Genomic DNA, 14180 nt, shown 5'->3' on the forward strand with positions numbered 1-14180 from the left:
GAGCGTCGCCGGGATCGGCCGGTGGATCGTCAGGCCACGGGCTGATCCGTCGTACGACGGTGGGTGGACAGGGTACGACGCTCAGGGCCGGACGAGGCCCGTCTCGTACGCCAGCACGACCAGCTGCACCCGGTCCCGGGAGCCGGTCTTGGCGAGCAGCCGCCCGATGTGGGTCTTCACGGTCGCCTCGGAGACCACGAAGTCCGCGGCGATCTCGGCGTTGGAGAGCCCGCGGCCGACCAGGACGAGGGTCTCCCGCTCGCGCTCGGTGAGCGCGTCGAGGCGGGGGTCCGGCCCCGCGGCGACAGGAGGGGGAAGGGTGCCGGCGAAGTGGTCGAGCAGCCGGCGGGTGGTGCTGGGGGCGACGACGGAGTCGCCGGCGTGGACGGTGCGGATCGCGTCGAGGAGGGTCTCGGGGGTGGCGTCCTTGAGCAGGAAGGCGGCCGCGCCGGCGCGGATCGCGGCGAAGGCGTACTCGTCGAGGTCGAAGGTGGTCAGCACGATGACCTGCGGCGGATCGGGGCGCTCGAGCAGGAGCCGGGTGGCCTCGACGCCGTCGAGGCGGGGCATCCGCACGTCCATCAGTACGACGTCGCAGCGGGTCACCGCCAGCCGTTCGAGGGCCTGGCCCCCGTCGCCGGCCTCGCCGACCACGGTCAGGTCCGGCTGGCTGTCGATGAGCATCCGGAACCCGGCCCGGACCAGATCCTGGTCGTCGACGAGGAACACCCGGATCGGCTCGGACTCGGGCGGGCTCACCGGGGGATCCTCGCGCACACGGTGAAGCCACCCCCCGGCGCCGGGCCGGCCGTGAGCGTGCCGTCGTGGGCCGCCACCCGCTCCCGCATCCCGGCGAGCCCGAGACCCCGCCCGTCGTCATGGGCGGCCGCGCCACGCCCGTCGTCGCTCACCTCGACCACGAGCACGCCGCCGTCGACCCGCAGCCCCACGGTCGCGGTGGCGCCCGGCCCCGCGTGCTTGCGCACGTTGCTGAGCGCCTCCTGCACGATCCGGTACGTCGTCAGCGCCACTCCGTCCGACACGACCGGCGCCACCACGGGCAGCCGGGCGTCGACCCCCGTGCCCGCGGCCCGCGCCTCCTCCAGCAGCGCCGGCAGGTCGGTGAGCCGGGGCTGGGGCACCGTCGGCGTCTCCTCGGCCCGCAGCAGCCCCAGCATCCGGCGCAGCTCGGCGATCGCGTCCCGGCCGGTGGCCGCGACGGTGGCCAGGGCCGGGTCGGTCACCGAGGGGTCGTGCGCCGCCGCGGCTCGTGCCCCGTCGGCCTGCACCACGATCGTGGTCAGCCCGTGGGCCACGACGTCGTGCATCTCGCGGGCGATCCGGTGCCGCTCGTCGATCGCCGCCAGCGCGGCCTGCTGGGCCGCCTCCCGCTCGAGCCGCTCGCCGCGCTCGACCAGGGCGTCGACGTACGACTGCCGGGTGCGGCCGAGGGTCCCCAGCGTCCAGGCGACGACCACGAAGAGGCCGATCGTGACGGAGTACGCCGTCAGGTTCTGCGCGGTGAGCAGGTCGGCGCCGAAGCCGTGCAGCCAGTCCACCGCGGCGATCCCGGCGCCGACCAGGCCGGTGCCGAGCGCGGCGGCGGCCCACCGGGAGCCGGCGTGCCGCGCGACCGAGTAGACGGCGATCGGGAACGCGAACTGGCTCCACAGCGGGTAGTCGTTGACCAGCGGCTGCACCGCGGTGGCCGCCGCGACGACGGCGAACACCGCGACCGGATGGCGGCGTCGGGCGACGAGCGGGCTGATCTGCACCAGCATCAGCACACCGTCGACCGCGTCGACGAAGAGCAGGTACGGCAGCACCGGCAGCAGCAGGACCACGGTCAGGCCGACGTCGAACCACCGTTCGCCGCGCGGCCCGAGGCGCCAGGGTTGCCGATGCACCGGGCCACCGTAGACGGACCGGAGAGCGCCGGCGTCAGACCACGGGTGGATCCGCCGCGGGCGACGTACGATCGAGATGTCGCAAGGATCGGAAGGAGTCGCCATGGCCCAGCAGTCCCGGCTGGAGCGCTACCAGCACCTGCCCCCGCCGATCGACCCGGAGACGCTGCGCACGACGCAGGACGTCGACCCGCCGCCGCCCGAAGAGGACGACGCCTACCGCGAGCTGCTCTGGGTCGTGAACCGCTACGGGTGAGCCCCGGGGCCTTGAGTAGGGTGCCCACATGACCAAGTGGGAGTACCAGGTGGCGCCCGTCCTCAACCACGTCGCGGCGCAGATCCTCAACAACTTCGGCCAGGACGGCTGGGAGCTCGTCACCCTCGTCCCGGGCGAGAGCGGCAACGACATCGCGTACTTCAAGCGCCCGGCCGAGGGCTGAGCCGTGGCGACCCCGGAGGAGCGCCTCGCCGAGCTCGGACTCACCGTCCCGGACGTGGTGCCGCCGGTCGCGGCGTACGTCCCCGCGACCCGCAGCGGCGACCACGTCTACACCGCCGGCCAGCTGCCGATGCGCGACGGCGCCCTGATGGCGACCGGCAAGGTGGGCGGCGCGGTCAGCGCGGAGGACGCCACCGCCTGCGCCCGGCAGTGCGCGCTCAACGCGATCGCCGCGATCCGCTCGATCGCCGGTGACCTCGCGAACGTGCGGATCGTCAAGGTGGTCGCGTTCGTCGCGTCCACGCCCGACTTCACCGGTCAGCCGGGCATCGCCAACGGCGCCTCGGAGCTGTTCGCCGAGGTGTTCGGCGACGCGGGCGTCCACGCCCGATCCGCGGTCGGCGTCCCCGTGCTCCCCCTGGACGCGCCGGTGGAGGTCGAGGTCATCGCCGAGATCCTGGGCGAGGCTTGATGTCCGGCAGCGTCACCGAAGACGCGCTCGGGCCGAGGGCGCGGCGGATCCCGTTGCCTCCGGTGCCGCTGCCGACCCACGTCGCCGACCTCGCGGCGCAGTACGGCGACGGGCGGCGCCAGGCCGTGGAGCCGCGCGACGCCGCGACGGTGGTGCTGCAGCGCCCCGACGCCCAGGGCCGCCCGGAGATCTACCTGCTGCGTCGCCAGACCACGATGGACTTCGCGGGCGGCATGTGCGTGTTCCCCGGCGGCGGCGTCGACCCGCGCGACTACGACCACGCCGTCGCCTGGGCCGGTCCCCAGCCGGCCGAGTGGGCGGCCCGGCTCGGCGCGACCGAGGACGTCGCCCGCGCGCTGGTCTGCGCCGCGGTCCGCGAGACCTTCGAGGAGTCCGGTGTGCTGCTCGCCGGCACCTCCGCCGACTCCGTGGTCGCCGACACCACCGGCGACGACTGGGAGGCCGACCGGGTCGCGCTGGAGTCGCGGGAGCTGTCGATGACCGACTTCCTCGACCGCCGCGGCCTGGTCCTGCGCACCGACCTGCTCGGCATCTGGAGCGGCTGGCTGACCCCGGTCTTCGAGCCGAAGCGCTACCGGACCTGGTTCTTCGTGGCTCGCCTGCCCGAGGGCCAGGTGACCCGCGACGTGTCCTCGGAGTCCTCGGAGGTGGTCTGGACCCCGGCCGCCGAGGCCGCCGACCGGGCCGACCGCGGCGAGCTCGCGATGCTCCCGCCGACGTACCTCACCTGTCTGGAGGTCGGCACCCTCGGCGACGTCGACGCCGTCATGGCCGCCAGCCAGGACCGTACCGTCACCATGTTCATGCCCCAGGTGGAGCCGCTCGGGGACGGGTTCACCCTGTCCATGCCCGAGCAGCTGCGCCCGCTCGTCGCGGCCCGGCGGGGCTGAGCATGGGCGAGCCCTGGACCGGTGGGGAGTACGGCGACCGCGGCCGCTGCGTCCTCGCGCCCAACCCCGGGATCATGACGCTCGACGGGACCAACACCTGGGTGCTGCGCGAGCCCGGCTCCGGCCGCTCGATCGTCGTCGACCCCGGCCCGCTGCACGACGACCACCTCGACGCCGTCGCCGAGGTCGCGGGTCAGGTGGAGGCGGTCGTGGTCACCCACCACCACGTCGACCACACCGAGGCGGCCCGTTCCTTCGCGGAGCGGATGGGCTGCGGTGTGCGCGGGCTCGATCCCGGGCAGTGCTGGCGCGCCGATCCGCTCACCGACGGCGAGGTGCTCTCGGTCGGCGGCCTCGACGTCGAGGTGCTCTCCACCCCCGGTCACACCACCGACTCGGTCTCGCTGCTCGTCGAGGCCGACGGGGCGCTGCTGACCGGCGACATGGTCCTCGGCCGCGGTACGACGGTCATCGTGCATCCCGACGGCGATCTCGGCTCGTACTTCGACTCGATCGCCCGGATGCGCTCCCTGGTCACGTCGGGCCGGGTCGGCTCGCTGTGGCCGGCCCACGGGCCGGTGCTGCCCGACGCCGCCGGCGTCCTCGACCACTACGTCGTCCACCGCCGCGAGCGGCTCGCCCAGGTCGAGGTCGCGCTCGGGCGCCTCGGCCTCAGCCCGGGCGGGCTGCCGGCCGACGTCGCCGAGGATCCCACCCTGCCCCGCCAGGTCGTCGAGGTCGTCTATGCCGACGTCGACGAGTCGCTGTGGGACGCGGCCGAGTGGTCGGTGCGCGCGCAGCTGGCGTATCTGGTCCGTCGCTGAACGCCGACGCCCCTGGGCACGCGTGGTGCGCAGGGGCGTCGACCGGGTCGGGGTGGCTCAGGCTCAGCGAGCCCGGCGCGACATCCGCTCCATGTCGAGGATGACGACGGAGCGGGGCTCCAGGCGCAGCCAGCCGCGCGAGGCGAAGTCGGCGAGTGCCTTGTTGACCGTCTCGCGGGAGGCGCCGACCAGCTGGGCGAGCTCCTCCTGGGTGAGGTCGTGGTGGACGTGGACGCCGTCGTCGGCGGTGCGGCCGAAGCGGTCGGCGAGGTCGAGCAGCGCCTTGGCGACGCGGCCGGGGACGTCGGAGAACACCAGGTCGGCGACCACGTCGTTGGCCTTGCGCAGCCGGGCGGCCAGCTGGGCGAGCAGCCCGCGGGCGACCGTCGGGCGGCCCTCGAGCCAGCGCAGCAGGTCCTCGTGGGACAGCGACGCGAACTCGGCGTCGGTCACGCAGGTCACCGTCGCCGAGCGCGGGCCGGGGTCGAACAGCGACAGCTCGCCGAACATCTGGCCCGGCCCCATGATCGCGAGCAGGTTCTCGCGACCGTCGGAGGAGGTGCGGCCGAGCTTCACCTTGCCCTCGAGGACGACGTACAGCTTGTCGCCGCTGTCTCCCTCGTGGAACAGCACCTCGCCTCGGCGCAGCCGGGTCGTGGCCAGCGATGTGCGCAGCCCTGCCATCGCCTCGTCGTCGAGGGCACTGAACAGTGGCGCCTGACGGAGTACGTCGTTGTCCACGCTTCCTCCAAAGAACGTAAAACCCGGTCGGCCGCATCCTAGCCAGTGCCCGATGTCACACCTAGCGCCCCCTCCGGCATGTCCTCGGGCGGTTGGCGCACAGGACAGGCGACTCCGGACTGTCGGGGCCACACCGTAGGGTGGCGTCCGTGCGGCCGATCGACATCACCGAGGAGACGTCGACCCAGCTCGTGCGGCGGGCTCGCAAGATCGACCGGGTGCTCGGGGAGACCTACCCCGACGCCAAGGCCGAGCTCGACTTCGACAACGCCTTCGAGTGCCTCGTCGTCACCGTGCTGTCGGCGCAGACCACCGACAAGCGGGTCAACGCGGTGCGCCCGACCCTGTTCGCGGCGTACCCGGACCCGGCGTCGATGGCCGCCGCGGACCGGGCCCACCTCGAGCAGATCGTCGGCCCGCTCGGGTTCTTCCGGGCCAAGACCGAGTCGCTGCTCAAGCTGAGCGCCGCCCTCGTGGAGCGCTACGACGGCCAGGTGCCCGCCCGCCTCGACGAGCTCGTGACCCTGCCCGGCGTGGGCCGCAAGACCGCCAACGTGGTGCTCGGCAACGCCTTCGACCTGCCCGGCATCACCGTCGACACCCACTTCGGCCGGCTCGCCCGGCGCCTCGGCTGGACCCAGGAGACCGACCCGGTGAAGGTCGAGCACGCCGTCGGCGCGCTGTTCCCCCAGCGGGACTGGACCATGCTGTCCCACCACCTGATCTGGCACGGCCGCCGCCGCTGCCACGCGAAGAAGCCCGCGTGCGGTGCCTGCCCCGTCGCGCGGTGGTGCCCGTCGTACGGCACCGGGCCGACGGACCCGATCGAGGCGGAGAAGCTGGTCCGCACCGAGGGGCCCAACTGATGCAGCGCCTGCCCGCCATCATCGTGGCGCTGGTGGCGGCCGGGGTGCTGCTGACCGGCTGCGACAGCGTCGCGCCGGCGGCGTTCTCCTGCAAGGTCGACGTCACGACGCCCGACCTGGTCCAGGATCGCGAGGCGGCCGGCATCGCCGACTGCACCAAGCTGGCGACCGAGGCCGGCGCGGCCGAGCTGCCCGACCTGTCGCTCGACTGCCTCGGCAGCACCTCCTCGATCTCGCTGGCCGACGTGAAGGGCCCGGCGATCGTGAACTTCTGGTCGACGACCTGCGGGCCGTGCCGGGAGGAGATGCCGGTACTGCAGCAGTTCCACGAGCAGTACGGCAGCCAGGTGCCGCTGCTGGGCGTCAACTACCTCGACACCTACCCCGGCGCGGCCATCGACTTCGCCCGGATGAAGGGCGTCACCTACCCCTCGGCAGCCGACGCGTGCGGCGACCTCCAGAAGAGCGACCTGGTGCTCAAGGTGCTGCCGCAGTTCCTGTTCGTGCGCGCCGACGGCTCCGTCCAGCAGGTCGCCGGCGGCATCGACTCGCTCGACGAGGTCGTGGCGATGGTGAAGCAGGACCTCGGCATCGACCTCACCGCGAAGGCGGCCCCGTGACCGACCTGCCTGACGACCTGCCCGACTGGCTGCACCCTGTTGCCGCGGGCGCGCGCGCCATCGACGGCGCCGACCTGAGCGCGTTCTTGCCCCCCAAGGACAAGCCGGTGCGCCGCGGCGCGGTGCTCATGCTCTTCGGCGACCACGACGTGCTGCTCACCGAGCGCGCCCACGACATGCGCTCCCACCCGGGCCAGGTCTCCTTCCCGGGCGGCAGCATCGACCCGGGTGAGACCGTGGTCGAGGCGGCGCTGCGGGAGGCCGACGAGGAGATCGGGGTCGACCCGGCCGGGGTGGAGGTGTTCGCCACGCTGCCGGAGCTGTGGCTGCCGCCGTCCAACTTCGCGGTCACGCCGGTCCTCGGCTGGTGGCGCGAGCCGGTGCCGATCCGGGTCGCCTCGCCGCAGGAGGTGCATGCGATCCACCGGGTGACGCTCGAGGAGCTGTTCGCGGCCGAGCACCGGATCCAGGTCCGCCATCCCGGTGGCTGGACCGGCCCGGGCTTCCTCATCGGCCCCGACAAGGACGTGATCCTGTGGGGCTTCACGGGCGGGATCCTGACCCGCTTCTTCGACTTCCTCGGGTGGCTTCCACCGGTGAGCGACCCGCCGGTGCATGATCTCCCGGACTACATGCTCGCCGAGCACGTCCGCCGGACGGCCGCCGCGGCGGCTGGCGACGAGGAGCCGGGGGACGGCATGGACATCCTGGAGCCCAACGAGTGAACGTCCTCGACTGGCTGCTCGTGGTCCTCGTCGCGGCGTACGCCCTGTCCGGCTACTGGCAGGGCTTCATCACCGGCGCCTTCGCGACGATCGGGCTGCTCTCGGGCGGTCTCGGCGGCATCCTGCTCGCCCCGCTGGTGCTCAGCAGCCTCGAGCCCTCGCTGGCGGTGTCGCTGGGGGCGCTGTTCATCGTCATCCTGTGCGCCTCGCTGGGTCAGGCCCTGCTGCAGTACGCCGGCGCCCGGGTCCGCGAGCGGATCACCTGGCAGCCCGCGCGAGCGCTGGACGCGGTCGGCGGCGCATTGCTGAGCGGGCTCGCCGTCCTGCTCGTCGCGTGGGCGCTCGGCGTCGCGATCTCCGGCACCCGGATCGGCCCGGTCACCTCGATGGTGCGCAGCTCGGTGGTGCTCGCGAAGGTCAACCGGGTGCTGCCGGAGTCGGCCCCCAACGCGCTGCAGGCGTTCAACAACGTCGTCGGCACCGGCTTCTTCCCGCGCTACCTCGAGCCGTTCGCGCCCGAGCGGATCGTCGAGGTCGCGCCCGGTCCGGCCGACCTGCCCGGCACCGACCCGGTCAAGGCGACCCGGTCCAGTGTGGTGAAGATCCGCGGCGCCAACGACTGCGGTCGCGGCGTCGAGGGCACCGGCTTCGTCTTCGCCCCCGACCGGGTGATGACCAACGCCCACGTCGTGGCCGGCGTCGACGACCCCGAGGTCAGCATCGGCGGCGGCACCGAGCTGGCCCGCGTGGTGCTCTACGACCGCGAGCTCGACATCGCCGTCCTGGCCCTGGAGACCGACGACGCCCCGGTGCTGAAGTTCGACACCACGGTCGGCGCCGAGGACCCGGTGGCCATCGTGGGCTACCCGCAGGACGGGCCGTTCGACGTCCAGACCGGGCGGGTCCGCGCGACGCAGAACCTCCGCTCGCCCGACATCTACGGCAACGGCACCGTCGTCCGCGAGGTCTACTCCCTGCGCGGCCTGGTCCGCCCCGGCAACTCCGGCGGCCCGATCGTCACCCCCCGGGGCAAGGTCGCGGGCGTCGTGTTCGCCGCCTCGGTCACCGACCCCGAGACCGGGTACGCCCTCACCGCCGACCAGGTCCAGGCCAGCGCCCGCGCCGGCACCGGTCCCGGCACCGACGACACCGAGGTCGACACCGGCGACTGCGCCTCCTGACCGCTGCGGGAGGTGCAGGGATCGCCTCCTAGGAGGCGAACCCTGCGCTTACTGGCCGTTGCAACGGCCAGTAAGCACTAGTTTCGCCTCTTAGGAGGCGATTCCGACGCCCAGGGACCCCCGAGCCTGGTGTCGGCAGCCCTCCGCCATAGTGGGCGCCATGACCGACACCTTCGTGCGCTACGAGTACGCCGCCGGCGTCGCCCGGATCACCCTCGCCGACGGCGAGCGTGGCAACCCGATCCACCAGGACTCGGTCGCCCAGCTGCACGACGCCGTCCGCGCCGCCCACCGCGACGGCGCCCGCGTCGTCGTGCTGGCCGCCGAGGGCCGGTTCTTCTCGGTGGGCGGCGACCTCGGGGCCTTCGCGGGCGCCGACGACGTGGCCGGCTTCATCGACGACCTGGCCGAGGCGCTGCACCGCGTCGTCAGCGAGCTGGTCCGCTCCGAGGCGATCGTCGTCAGCGTCGTTCACGGCACCGCCGCCGGCGCCGGCTTCCCGCTCGCTGCCGCGGCCGACGTCGTGATCGCCGCCGACAGCGCGAAGTTCAGCCTCGCCTACACCAAGGTCGGTCTCTCGCCCGACGGCGGCAGCTCGCTGCTCGTCAACACCCTCGGCCTGCACCGCGCCCTGCGCCTGGCCCTGCTCGGCGACCTGCTCACCGCGCAGGACGCGTACGACGCCGGCCTGGTCGCGCGCGTCGTACCCGCCGACGAGCTGGCCGCCACGGTCGACCAGGTGGTCGACGGCCTGGCCGCCGGCTCCGCTACCGCGAACGCTGCCGCGAAGCGGCTGCTGCGCGAGGTCGCCGCCCCCGCTCCGGAGGCCGCGCTGCGCAGGGAGACCCTGTCGATCCGTGCCCTCGCCGCCAGCCCCGACGGCCGCGAGGGCGTGGCCGCCTTCGTCGGGAAGCGGGCGCCGAAGTTCAACGCCTGACCCGGAGGTCAGGTGGTGGCGTCGTGGCGCACCGGGCAGCCGCCCAGGCCGGGGACGGGAAAGGTGCCGAGGTCGGCGAGTGCGAACCCGTCGGGGTAGCTCTTGATCCGCGGCAGGTCGGCGGTGTACGTCGGCACCCGGTTCGACGGGGTGTGGCGCAGCAGTCGCGCGCGGATCCGCATCGCGCCCCTGCTGAGCCGGCGCACGACGGGTCCCGGGTCGGCGTACGCGAAGGCGTCGAGCAGCGGCCGGTCCATCAGCCCGCGGCTGAACAGCTCGACCGGCTTGCGCAGCGGCCGCGGGTAGAAGGTCGTCAGCAGGTGCAGCGTGGAGTCGGCGACCCGGCGCCCGCCGGCGTCGAAGTCGAAGTGGGCGCGCTCGTAGTCGTCCATCAGGTGCATGAACGCGTCGTAGGTCTCGGGGATGTCCTTGATCCCCATGCGCCGCCCGAGCGCGCGGTAGTAGTTGACGCTCGCGCGCAGCTCGGTGTCGGTGAGCGGGCGCCAACCGTAGTCGTCGAGCCAGCGCTTGGGGATCACGACGAAGGTCGACAGCACGTAGCGGAAGTCGTCGTTGCTGATGTCGTAGGCCTTGTGCATCTGGTTGATCCGGCGCAGCGCGGTCTTCCCGGCCTCGGAGTCGAAGCCATGCACGAAGGGCGCCTCGAGCAGCAGGGCGGTGTCGTCGTACCGCTTCTGGACGGCGCCGGTGAACGCCCCGGTCTCGTCGAGGAGCCGGCCGATGCTGGGCACGGCGTAGGTGCGGAACAGTGCGAAGCTGAGTGCCTGGGTGATGTCCCAGGTGAACTCGTAGAGCGTGAGGTTCTGGACGATCTCGACGTAGTCGGTCTCCGGGTCGAGCGATTCGTTGCGGTCCCGCCAGAGCGTCTTCCCCATGCGCCGACGATAGACCCTGACCGCTAGAACGTGTTCCAGTTCGGGACTAGAGTGCGCCGCGTGAGCATCCCCGACGTCTTCGCGCCGGCCGACCTGGGACCGGTCCGGCTGCGCAACCGCACGGTCAAGGCCGCGACCTTCGAGGGGCGCACGCCCGACGGTGTGGTCACCGACGAGCTGATCGCCTACCACCGGGCCCCGGCGGCCGGCGGCGTCGGGCTGACGACCGTCGCCTACCTGGCGGTCGCGCCCGAGGGGCGGACCCACCGCGAGCAGATCGTCGTGGGGGAGCGCACCCTGTCCGGGCTGGCGCGGCTCGCCGACGAGATCCACGCGACCGGCGCGAAGATCGCCGGGCAGGTCGGGCATGCCGGTCCGGTCGCCAACGGTCGGTCCAACGGGGTCCACGCGATCGCGGCCGGCCGGATGCCGAGCCCGCTGTCGATGCAGATGATCCGCTCGGCGTCGGAGAAGGACCTGACCCGCGTCACCCGGGCGTACGTCGACACCGCCCGCACCCTGGTGCGCGCCGGGTTCGACGTGCTCGAGCTGCACATGGCGCACTCGTACCTGATCTCGTCCTTCCTGGCGCCCGGACTCAACCGGCGTCGTGACCGTTGGGGCGGCCCGCTCGAACGACGGGCGCGGCTCGCGCGGCAGGTGGCGCGCGTCGTACGCGAGGAGGTCGGAGGTGCCGTCGCGGTGACCGCGAAGGTCTCCGTCTCCGACGGCTTCGCCGGCGGCGTCACGACCGCGATGAGCGTCGAGCTCGCGCAGCTGCTCGAGGCGGACGGTCACCTCGACGCCCTGCAGCTCTCGGGCGGGTCGTCGCTGATGAACCCGATGTACCTGTTCCGGGGCGATGCCCCGGTCGCGGAGTTCGCGGCGAGCATGCCCGCGCTCGTGCGCTGGGGCATGCGGACGCCGGTGGGGCGTGGCTTCCTGAAGCGGTACGACTTCGAGGAGGCCTACTTCCGCCCGAAGGCGCTGGAGGTCCGCGCCGCCGTGGCGATGCCGTTGATGCTGCTCGGCGGCATCAACCGGGTCGAGACGATGCGTCAGGCGATGGCCGACGGCTTCGACTTCGTCGTGATGGGCCGGGCGCTGCTGCGCGAGCCGGACCTGGTGGGCCGGCTGCGGGCGGGGGTGGCGCGGGAGGGCGTCTGCACCCACTGCAACCGCTGCATGCCGACGATCTACTCGGGGACCCGGTGCCCCGAGTGGGCGCCGGGAGAGGTGATCTCGGCGCCCTGACGCCTCGAGCCACCGAGATCGGTGGCTCGAGGCGGAGCCTCACTTCGAGGCGCAGTCCGTGCTGGCCTTGGTGATCACCTCGGTGGCGTCGGAGACCTCGTCGCTGGAGCCCTTGTCGTTGTCGACCATCTTGTTGAGCGTGTCGTCGGAGAGGTCGGAGTCGACGACGGCCTTGGCGATGCAGTCGATGACCTCGTCGCTCAGGGCCGAGGAGGTGCCGCCGGGGATCTGGTCCTTGATCGCGTCGGCGACCTCGCTCTGGGAGGGTCGGCCGCCGCCACCGCAGGCCGACAGTGCGACGGCGAGAAGGGCGGCGCTGGTCGCGAGCTTGATCTTCATGGAGATGTCTCCTGGGTCGATGCGTGCGGACGCGCGGTCGTGCGCGCCCTCCGGTGTGGCTGCATGCCCCGTTGTCGGCGTGCTGAACCCCTTCCCAGAAACTAGAACTCGTTCTAGATTGATCCGCATGTCACAGGACCCCTCCCTGCTGCACGGTCCCGAGAATCCGCTGCGGGTCGTCGTCTGGTCCACGGGCACGATCGGACGGCACGCGATCGTCGGCATCGACGCCCATCCCGACCTCGAGCTGGTCGGCGTGTGGACCTCGACGCCCGAGAAGCACGGCCAGGACGCCGGCCTGCTCGCCGGCCTCGACCGCGAGCTCGGCATCAGGGCCACGACCGACCGCGACGAGCTGGTCGCCCTGCGGCCCGACTGCGTCGTGCATGGCGCGATGACCGACGATCGGGTGTTCGAGTCGATCGACGACCTCACCGAGCTGATCCGCGACGGCGTCAACGTCGTCTCGTCGGGGCCGGTGATCCTGCTCCATCGCGCCGGCACGCTGCCCGACGAGATGATCGAGGCCATCGACGAGGCGGGTCGGCAGGGCGGCGCCAGCCTGCACGTCAACGGCATCGACCCGGGCTTCGCCAACGACGTGCTGCCGCTCGTGCTGACCTCGCTGTCCCAGCGGATCGACCACGTCGTCGTCAGCGAGATCGCCGACTACTCGACGTACTACCAGCCGGTCGTGATGCGCGACCTGTTCGGCTTCGGCCAGCCGCTGGACGCCAAGCCGCTGCTGTGGGAGCCCGGCATCCTCACCACCGCCTGGGGTCCGGTGGTGCGGGTGATCGCGGCGGGGCTCGGGGTCGCCCTCGACGAGCCGCTGGTCGAGGAGGTCGACCGGCGCCCGGCGCCGCGAGACACCCGGACCGTGTCGCTGGACGTGGCGGAAGGCACCATGGGGGCCGTCCGCTTCCGGGTCGTCGGCACCGTCGGCGGGGTTCCGCGGATCACCCTCGAGCACGTCACGCGTACGGCGCCCGACCAGGTGCCCGAGTGGCCGAGGCCCGCCGAGGGCGACGGCTGCTACCGGATCGAGATCACCGGGGAGCCGTGCATGAAGCTGGAGTTCACCCATCACGGCGAGCACGGCGACCACAACGTCTCCGGGATGATCGTCACCGCCCAACGGCTGATCAACGCGATCCCGGCCGTCGTCGCCGCGCGGCCGGGCCTGGTCACCGCGCTCGACCTGCCGCTCGTCACCGGTCGCGGGCTGGTGACGACATGACGATCCTCGACCGGTTCCGGCTCACCGACCACGTCGCCGTGGTCACCGGGGCCGGGCGCGGGATCGGCGCCGCCACCGCGGTCGCGCTCGCCGAGGCCGGCGCGGACGTCGTGATCTCCTCGCGCACCGCGGCCCAGCTCGAGGAGGTGGCCGGGAGGATCGAGAACGCCGGGCGCCGGGCGCTCGTCGTACCGGCGAACCTGGCGCACACCGACCAGGTCGCCGGGCTCGCTTCGGCGGCCGTCGAGGCCTTCGGCCGCCTCGACGTCGTCGTCAACAACGTCGGCGGCACCATCCCGAACGCCTTCCTCGACACGGACGTCGCCTACCTCGAGGAGGCGTTCCACTTCAACGTCGCCACCGCTCACGCGCTGAGCCGGGCCGCCGTACCGCTGATGCTGGCCTCGGCGGGGCAGGGGCGGCACAAGTCGATCACCTCGATCTCCTCGGCCATGGGCCGCCTGGCCGGGCGCGGGTACCTCGCCTACGGCACCGCCAAGGCGGCGCTCGCGCACTGGTCGCGGCTCGCCGCCACCGACCTGAGCCCGGAGATCCGGGTGAACGGGGTGTTCGTCGGCTCGGTGATGACCAGCGCGCTGGAGTTCGTCGCCGGCGTGCCGGAGACGAGGACCCGGCTGGAGGAGGCGACGCCCCTGGGCCGGATCGGCGAGGCCGAGGACATCGCCGCCGCGGTGGTCTATCTCGCCTCGCCCGCGGGCGAGTACGTCACCGGAAAGATGCTCGAGGTCGACGGCGGCATCCAGGAGCCGAACCTCGACCTCCGGCTACCCGATCTGCGGCCGGATGTGAACCCTGCCTAGAGTGCGT

18 protein-coding genes are annotated in these 14180 nt (G+C 72.8%); 13 read left to right on the forward strand and 5 right to left on the reverse strand.

Annotation, left to right across the window (positions count from 1 at the left end; all coding sequences use genetic code 11):
- Positions 1-81: 81 nt before the first annotated feature.
- Together ACUP6Y_RS02535 and ACUP6Y_RS02540 are read right to left on the reverse strand one after the other, a co-directional pair.
- Positions 82-759 (reverse strand): response regulator, encoded by a 678-nt coding sequence (locus tag ACUP6Y_RS02535; RefSeq protein WP_462554040.1) that lies wholly within the window; start codon positions 757-759, stop codon positions 82-84.
- Complete coding sequence (locus ACUP6Y_RS02540; protein WP_462554041.1) at positions 756-1907, reverse strand: sensor histidine kinase; 1152 nt, start codon at positions 1905-1907, stop codon at positions 756-758. The genes ACUP6Y_RS02535 and ACUP6Y_RS02540 overlap by 4 nt, the downstream gene beginning before the upstream one ends.
- Positions 1908-2010: 103 nt before the next feature.
- Between ACUP6Y_RS02540 and ACUP6Y_RS02545 the strand changes: the two genes are divergently transcribed.
- From ACUP6Y_RS02545 to ACUP6Y_RS02565, 5 genes are read left to right on the forward strand one after another with little or no spacing between them, the layout of a single operon-like run.
- A complete protein-coding gene (locus ACUP6Y_RS02545) occupies positions 2011-2163 on the forward strand; it encodes a hypothetical protein (RefSeq protein ID WP_462554042.1) in 153 nt (50 codons plus the stop codon).
- A gap of 28 nt (positions 2164-2191) precedes the next feature.
- Positions 2192-2347, forward strand: a complete 156-nt coding sequence (locus tag ACUP6Y_RS02550; RefSeq protein ID WP_462554043.1) for a DUF4177 domain-containing protein — start codon at positions 2192-2194, stop codon at positions 2345-2347.
- A gap of 3 nt (positions 2348-2350) precedes the next feature.
- A complete protein-coding gene (locus tag ACUP6Y_RS02555) occupies positions 2351-2818 on the forward strand; it encodes a RidA family protein (protein WP_462554044.1) in 468 nt (155 codons plus the stop codon).
- Positions 2818-3729, forward strand: a complete 912-nt coding sequence (locus tag ACUP6Y_RS02560; protein ID WP_462554045.1) for an NUDIX hydrolase — start codon at positions 2818-2820, stop codon at positions 3727-3729. Before ACUP6Y_RS02555 ends, ACUP6Y_RS02560 begins: the two co-directional genes overlap by 1 nt.
- Before the next feature lie 2 nt (positions 3730-3731).
- Positions 3732-4553 carry an MBL fold metallo-hydrolase gene (locus tag ACUP6Y_RS02565; protein WP_462554046.1) on the forward strand — a complete coding sequence of 274 codons (822 nt, stop codon included), beginning with the start codon at positions 3732-3734 and terminating at the stop codon, positions 4551-4553.
- Positions 4554-4616: 63 nt separating this feature from the next.
- Here the strand turns inward: ACUP6Y_RS02565 and ACUP6Y_RS02570 are convergent, their stop codons facing one another.
- Positions 4617-5294, reverse strand: coding sequence for a Crp/Fnr family transcriptional regulator (locus tag ACUP6Y_RS02570; RefSeq protein WP_141800618.1), 678 nt, complete (start codon positions 5292-5294; stop codon positions 4617-4619).
- Positions 5295-5443: 149 nt separating this feature from the next.
- Between ACUP6Y_RS02570 and nth the strand changes: the two genes are divergently transcribed.
- The 5 genes from nth to ACUP6Y_RS02595 all read left to right on the forward strand — a co-directional run bounded on the left by nth (position 5444) and on the right by ACUP6Y_RS02595 (position 9623).
- On the forward strand, positions 5444-6160 hold the full coding sequence (gene nth / locus ACUP6Y_RS02575; RefSeq protein ID WP_462554048.1) for an endonuclease III: 717 nt from the start codon (positions 5444-5446) through the stop codon (positions 6158-6160).
- Positions 6160-6780 carry a TlpA family protein disulfide reductase gene (locus ACUP6Y_RS02580; RefSeq protein ID WP_462554049.1) on the forward strand — a complete coding sequence of 207 codons (621 nt, stop codon included), beginning with the start codon at positions 6160-6162 and terminating at the stop codon, positions 6778-6780. The genes nth and ACUP6Y_RS02580 overlap by 1 nt, the downstream gene beginning before the upstream one ends.
- Positions 6777-7505 carry an NUDIX hydrolase gene (locus ACUP6Y_RS02585; RefSeq protein WP_462554050.1) on the forward strand — a complete coding sequence of 243 codons (729 nt, stop codon included), beginning with the start codon at positions 6777-6779 and terminating at the stop codon, positions 7503-7505. The genes ACUP6Y_RS02580 and ACUP6Y_RS02585 overlap by 4 nt, the downstream gene beginning before the upstream one ends.
- Positions 7502-8686, forward strand: coding sequence for a MarP family serine protease (locus tag ACUP6Y_RS02590; RefSeq protein ID WP_462554052.1), 1185 nt, complete (start codon positions 7502-7504; stop codon positions 8684-8686). Before ACUP6Y_RS02585 ends, ACUP6Y_RS02590 begins: the two co-directional genes overlap by 4 nt.
- A 160-nt stretch (positions 8687-8846) precedes the next feature.
- The gene (locus ACUP6Y_RS02595; RefSeq protein ID WP_462554053.1) at positions 8847-9623 is read left to right on the forward strand and encodes an enoyl-CoA hydratase/isomerase family protein; all 777 of its coding nucleotides are present in this window, start codon (positions 8847-8849) and stop codon (positions 9621-9623) included.
- Positions 9624-9631: 8 nt separating this feature from the next.
- Here the strand turns inward: ACUP6Y_RS02595 and ACUP6Y_RS02600 are convergent, their stop codons facing one another.
- Positions 9632-10519: an oxygenase MpaB family protein gene (locus ACUP6Y_RS02600; RefSeq protein WP_462554054.1), complete on the reverse strand. Its 888-nt coding sequence runs from the start codon at positions 10517-10519 to the stop codon at positions 9632-9634.
- 60 nt (positions 10520-10579) lie between these two features.
- On the opposite strand from ACUP6Y_RS02600, the gene ACUP6Y_RS02605 reads away from it, so the two are divergent.
- Positions 10580-11773 carry an oxidoreductase gene (locus ACUP6Y_RS02605; RefSeq protein WP_462554055.1) on the forward strand — a complete coding sequence of 398 codons (1194 nt, stop codon included), beginning with the start codon at positions 10580-10582 and terminating at the stop codon, positions 11771-11773.
- 39 nt (positions 11774-11812) lie between these two features.
- On the opposite strand, the gene ACUP6Y_RS02610 is transcribed toward ACUP6Y_RS02605, so the two are convergent.
- Positions 11813-12112 carry a hypothetical protein gene (locus ACUP6Y_RS02610; protein ID WP_462554056.1) on the reverse strand — a complete coding sequence of 100 codons (300 nt, stop codon included), beginning with the start codon at positions 12110-12112 and terminating at the stop codon, positions 11813-11815.
- A 127-nt stretch (positions 12113-12239) separates the two neighbouring features.
- Here ACUP6Y_RS02610 and ACUP6Y_RS02615 point away from each other — a divergent pair, with 127 nt between their 5' ends.
- Both ACUP6Y_RS02615 and ACUP6Y_RS02620 read left to right on the forward strand, forming a co-directional pair.
- Positions 12240-13352, forward strand: a complete 1113-nt coding sequence (locus tag ACUP6Y_RS02615) for an NAD(P)H-dependent amine dehydrogenase family protein (RefSeq protein WP_462554057.1) — start codon at positions 12240-12242, stop codon at positions 13350-13352.
- Complete coding sequence (locus tag ACUP6Y_RS02620) at positions 13349-14173, forward strand: SDR family oxidoreductase (RefSeq protein ID WP_462554058.1); 825 nt, start codon at positions 13349-13351, stop codon at positions 14171-14173. Before ACUP6Y_RS02615 ends, ACUP6Y_RS02620 begins: the two co-directional genes overlap by 4 nt.
- The last annotated feature ends 7 nt before the right edge of the window (positions 14174-14180 follow it).

Source organism: Nocardioides sp. S5-5, from assembly GCF_054954065.1.

Coding starts and splice junctions, on each gene's coding strand:
- ACUP6Y_RS02545 (WP_462554042.1), top strand. CDS start 2,011: ATGGCCCAGCAGTCCCGGCTGGAGCGCTACCAGCACCTGCCCCCGCCG.
- ACUP6Y_RS02550 (WP_462554043.1), top strand. CDS start 2,192: ATGACCAAGTGGGAGTACCAGGTGGCGCCCGTCCTCAACCACGTCGCG.
- ACUP6Y_RS02560 (WP_462554045.1), top strand. CDS start 2,818: ATGTCCGGCAGCGTCACCGAAGACGCGCTCGGGCCGAGGGCGCGGCGG.
- ACUP6Y_RS02565 (WP_462554046.1), top strand. CDS start 3,732: ATGGGCGAGCCCTGGACCGGTGGGGAGTACGGCGACCGCGGCCGCTGC.
- ACUP6Y_RS02580 (WP_462554049.1), top strand. CDS start 6,160: ATGCAGCGCCTGCCCGCCATCATCGTGGCGCTGGTGGCGGCCGGGGTG.
- ACUP6Y_RS02595 (WP_462554053.1), top strand. CDS start 8,847: ATGACCGACACCTTCGTGCGCTACGAGTACGCCGCCGGCGTCGCCCGG.
- ACUP6Y_RS02600 (WP_462554054.1), bottom strand. CDS start 10,519: ATGGGGAAGACGCTCTGGCGGGACCGCAACGAATCGCTCGACCCGGAG.
- ACUP6Y_RS02610 (WP_462554056.1), bottom strand. CDS start 12,112: ATGAAGATCAAGCTCGCGACCAGCGCCGCCCTTCTCGCCGTCGCACTG.
- ACUP6Y_RS02615 (WP_462554057.1), top strand. CDS start 12,240: ATGTCACAGGACCCCTCCCTGCTGCACGGTCCCGAGAATCCGCTGCGG.
- ACUP6Y_RS02620 (WP_462554058.1), top strand. CDS start 13,349: ATGACGATCCTCGACCGGTTCCGGCTCACCGACCACGTCGCCGTGGTC.